This window comes from Micromonospora endophytica (assembly GCF_003236305.1).
GTDB classification, from domain to species: Bacteria; Actinomycetota; Actinomycetes; order Mycobacteriales; family Micromonosporaceae; genus Micromonospora; species Micromonospora endophytica.
Map to the genome: position 1 here is coordinate 1 of NZ_POTX01000350.1, position 4,510 is coordinate 4,510.

Consider the following 4,510-nt stretch of genomic DNA (forward strand, 5'->3'; position numbering starts at 1 on the left):
ACGCCACCCACCACCCCGCCCAGCGGGGACCGCAAGGTCGTCGGCTACTTCGCCCAGTGGGGCGTCTACGCCCGCAACTACCACGTCAAGAACATCCACACCAGCGGCTCGGCGGCCAAGCTGACCCACATCCTGTACGCCTTCGGCAACACCACCGGCGGCCGGTGCACCATCGGTGACAGCTACGCCGACTACGAGAAGGCGTACACCGCGGCGGAGAGCGTCGACGGCGTCGCCGACACCTGGGACCAGCCGCTGCGGGGCAGCTTCAACCAGCTGCGCAAGCTCAAGAAGATGTACCCGCACCTCAAGGTGATCTGGTCCTTCGGCGGCTGGACCTGGTCCGGTGGCTTCACGCAGGCCGCGCAGAACCCGGCCGCCTTCGCCGAGAGCTGCTACAACCTGGTGGAGGACCCGCGCTGGGCGGACGTCTTCGACGGCATCGACATCGACTGGGAGTACCCCAACGCCTGCGGCCTGACCTGTGACGCCAGCGGCCCGAACGCGTTCAAGAACGTGGCCAGCGCACTGCGTAGCCGGTTCGGCTCGGGCAACCTGGTCACCGCCGCGATCACCGCGGACGGCAGCAACGGCGGCAAGATCGACGCCACCGACTACGCCGGTGCCGCCACCCACCTCAACTGGATCATGCCGATGACGTACGACTACTTCGGCGCCTTCGCCCCGCAGGGCCCCACCGCCCCGCACTCGTCGCTCTACTCGTACACCGGCATCCCGCAGCAGGGCTTCTGGTCGGACGCGGCCATCCAGAAGCTCAAGAGCAAGGGCATCCCCGCCAACAAGCTGCTGCTCGGCATCGGCTTCTACGGCCGGGGCTGGAACGGGGTGACCCAGGCCGCGCCGGGCGGCACCGCCACCGGTCCCGCGCCGGGCACGTACGAGCAGGGCATCGAGGACTACAAGGTGCTCAAGAACAGCTGCCCGGCCACCGGCACCGTCGGCGGTACGGCATACGCCAAGTGCGGCAGCCAGTGGTGGAGCTACGACACCCCGGCCACCATCAACGGCAAGATGACGTACGCGAAGAACCAGGGCCTCGGTGGCGCCTTCTTCTGGGAGCTCTCCGGTGACACCAGCAACGGCGAGTTGATCGGCGCCATCAAGGGCGGCCTCGGCTGAGCCGACGGCCGACGCACCACCCACGACGGGGAGGGGCCCGCGCCGGCCCCTCCCCGTTTCCCGTGCACCGTGATGTGGCAGACTCGTTCGCTCGGGTGACTCTCGGTGTCCGTTTGTCGGAGGTAGCGATGCGGGTCAGTTTCGGTCGCTCGGCGGCGACTGCCGCCCTGGTCACCGCGGTGTCGCTCGGGCTTGCCGGCTGTGGGCTCGGCGGTGCCGACGAGGCCGAGGCGCAGCGGGTCGCGCAGGCGGCGGCCGAGGAGGCCCTGACGAAGTCCCGGGAGCGGGTCCAGGCCTACCTGGACGCGATCGAGGCGAAGGACGTCGAGGCGGGGCGCAGCCAGCTCTGCGCGGTGCTGCACGACGCGTTCGACGGGGCGGCCACCGGGCCGAACGGTGACTTCGCCGACCACTTCAAGGTGCCGCAGACCGAGATCATCGACGTCCGCCCCGGCCCGGCCGGGCACGAGGTGAGCGCCTCGGTCACGGTGACGGTGGGCAAGCGCAAGGCCACCCGTCCGTTGTTGTTCACCGTCACCCGGGACGGGCTCGACTGGTGCATCTCCGACGAACGGCCCGGCGGGAACAGCCCCGACCCGGGATCGGGGTCGGCCACCGGGACCGCGCCCGCCCCGGCACCCTGACCGTCCGGCGCGAGGAACCGGGACCGGTGCGGCTGGTCACCGGGATCCGGACGAACCGCCGTCCATCTACCGGAACCGGGGCCCTCGCCGGTCGGCCACCGCGCCGGTCGCCGTACGCTTTCTGTCATGCGCCATGAGTGGCACCAGTTGAGTCATCCGGCGGTCGGCAGCCAGGTGTTGCAGACCAGCCGCCCGACCGTCGACTCCGCCGAGGACGCGGCCCTCGGCCTGGACCGGTGGCGGGACCTGCCGCGCGCCCAGACCCCGCCCTGGGCGGATCAGGCCCAGGTCGCCGAGGTCTGCAAGGTGCTCGACACGGTCCCGTCGGTCGTCGCGCCGTACGAGGTCGACCAGTTGCGGCAGCGCCTTGCGCTGGTCTGCGAGGGCAAGGCGTTCCTGCTCCAGGGTGGCGACTGCGCGGAGACCTTCGCCGACAACACCGAGAGCCACCTGCTGGCCAACGCCCGCACCCTGCTCCAGATGGCGATCGTGCTCACCTACGGCGCGTCGCTACCGGTGGTCAAGGTGGCCCGGGTCGCCGGGCAGTACACCAAGCCCCGGTCGCTGCCGACCGACGCCCGGGGCCTGCCGGCCTACCGCGGCGACATGATCAACTCGCTGGAGGCCACGCCGGAGGCGCGGGTCGCCGACCCGCAGCGCATGATCCGGGCGTACGCGAACTCCGCCGCCGCCATGAACATGCTCCGCGCCTACCTCGCCGGTGGCCTGGCCGACCTGCACGCCGTGCACGACTGGAACAAGGGCTTCGTGCGCAACTCCCCGGCCGGCGAGCGGTACGAGGCCATCGCCCGCGAGATCGACCGGGCGCTGGCCTTCATCCGGGCCTGCGGGATGACCGACGACGACGCCCTGCGTACGGTCACCCTCTACTGCTCGCACGAGGCGCTGGCGTTGGAGTACGACCGGGCGCTGACCCGGGTCTCCGGCAACCGGGCGTACGGGCTGTCCGGGCACTTCCTCTGGATCGGCGAGCGCACCCGGCAGATCGACGGCGCGCACATCGACTTCATCTCCCGCATCGCCAACCCGATCGGGGTCAAGCTCGGCCCGACCACCACCCCGGACGAGGCGATCGAGCTGTGCGAGAAGCTGAACCCGGAGAACATCCCCGGCCGGCTCACGCTGATCAGCCGGATGGGCAACCACAAGGTACGCGACGCGCTGCCGCCGATCGTGGCGAAGGTGACCGCCGCCGGGGCGAAGGTGGTGTGGCAGTGCGACCCGATGCACGGCAACACCCACGAGTCGTCGAACGGTTACAAGACCCGCCACTTCGACCGGATCGTCGACGAGGTGCTTGGCTACTTCGAGGTGCACCGTGGCCTGGAGACCCACCCGGGCGGTCTGCACGTCGAGCTGACCGGCGAGGATGTCACCGAGTGCCTGGGTGGCGCACAGGGCATCGCCGATCTCGACCTGCCGGACCGGTACGAGACCGCCTGTGACCCGCGACTGAACACCCAGCAGTCGCTGGAACTGGCCTTCCTCGTAGCGGAGATGCTCCGTGGCTGAGCTTGCGAGCCCCGCAGTCGGCAGCCGGGAGGGATGATCGTGGCTGACGCGAGGAGTGAGCTTGCGAGCCCCGCAGTCGGCGGCCGGGAGGGATGATCGTGGCTGACGCGAGGAGTGAGCTTGCGAGCCCCGCAGTCGGCGGCCGGAAGGGATGATCGTGGCTGAGGTGATCGCGGATCTGCGTTCGGACACGGTGACCCGGCCCACGGCCGGGATGCGCGAGGCGATGGCCACTGCCGAGGTCGGCGACGACGTCTACGGCGAGGATCCGGCGGTCAACGCGCTGGAAGCCGAGGTCGCCGCGCTGTTCGGGCACGAGGCGGCGCTGTTCTGCCCGACCGGGTCGATGGCCAACCAGATCGCCCTGCAACTGCTGGTGCCGCCGGGCGCGGAACTGCTCTGCGACGCCGACGCGCACGTGGTCACGTACGAGATGGGGGCCGCTGCCGCGTACGGCGGCATCACCTCGCGGACCTGGCCTGCCGTCGGTGCGGAGATCGACCCCGACGTGGTCGCCGGCATGATCCGGCCCGACGGCTACTGGGCGGTGCCCACCCGGGTCATCGCCGTGGAGCAGACCCACAACCGTGGCGGCGGTGGGGTGATCTCCCTCGACACCCTGCGTGAGCTGCGCCGGATCGCGGACGCGGCACAGCTGGCGCTGCACTGCGACGGTGCCCGGATCTGGCACGCGCACGTCGCCGACGGGGTGCCGCTGGTCGAATACGGCGCGCTCTTCGACACCCTCTCGGTCTGCCTGTCCAAGGGACTCGGCGCGCCGGTCGGCTCCCTGGTGGTGGGCTCCGGCGAGCGGATCGCGCGGGCCCGGGTGATCCGCAAGCGGATGGGCGGCGGCATGCGTCAGGCCGGCATCCTGGCCGCGGCCGGACGGTACGCTCTCGCCCACCACGTCGACCGGCTCGCCGAGGACCACGCGAAGGCGGCCCGGCTGGCCGAGGCGATCGCACCGTTCGGGATCCTGGCCGCCCCGGTACGCACCAACCTGGTCCCGCTGGATTTGACCAAGGCGTCGCTGGACGCGCCCACTCTGGCCGCCGCCGCCCGCGCCGAGGGAGTGCTCATCTCGGTGCTCGGTCCCCGTACCGCCCGCCTGGTCACCCACCTCGACGTGTCGGACGCCGCCATCACCCACGCCACCACCACCCTCACCACCCTCCTCCGCACCTAACCCC

The 4,510-nt window shown here is 71.0% G+C and carries 4 protein-coding genes; all 4 read left to right on the forward strand.

Going from position 1 to position 4,510, the window contains the following annotated elements; genetic code table 11:
• Positions 1–1,140, forward strand: a 1,140-nt coding sequence (locus tag C1I93_RS28690) for a glycoside hydrolase family 18 protein (RefSeq protein WP_111246389.1), incomplete at its 5' end; no start/stop codon positions are given.
• A gap of 128 nt (positions 1,141–1,268) precedes the next feature.
• Positions 1,269–1,784, forward strand: coding sequence for a hypothetical protein (locus C1I93_RS28695; protein ID WP_111246390.1), 516 nt, complete (start codon positions 1,269–1,271; stop codon positions 1,782–1,784).
• Positions 1,785–1,910: 126 nt separating this feature from the next.
• On the forward strand, positions 1,911–3,317 hold the full coding sequence (locus tag C1I93_RS28700) for a class II 3-deoxy-7-phosphoheptulonate synthase (protein ID WP_111246391.1): 1,407 nt from the start codon (positions 1,911–1,913) through the stop codon (positions 3,315–3,317).
• Between the two features lie 157 nt (positions 3,318–3,474).
• Entirely contained in the window at positions 3,475–4,506 is a 1,032-nt protein-coding gene (locus C1I93_RS28705; protein WP_420811717.1) for a threonine aldolase family protein, read from the forward strand.
• Positions 4,507–4,510: the final 4 nt, after the last annotated feature.

Coding starts and splice junctions, on each gene's coding strand:
- C1I93_RS28695 (WP_111246390.1), top strand. CDS start 1,269: ATGCGGGTCAGTTTCGGTCGCTCGGCGGCGACTGCCGCCCTGGTCACC.
- C1I93_RS28700 (WP_111246391.1), top strand. CDS start 1,911: ATGCGCCATGAGTGGCACCAGTTGAGTCATCCGGCGGTCGGCAGCCAG.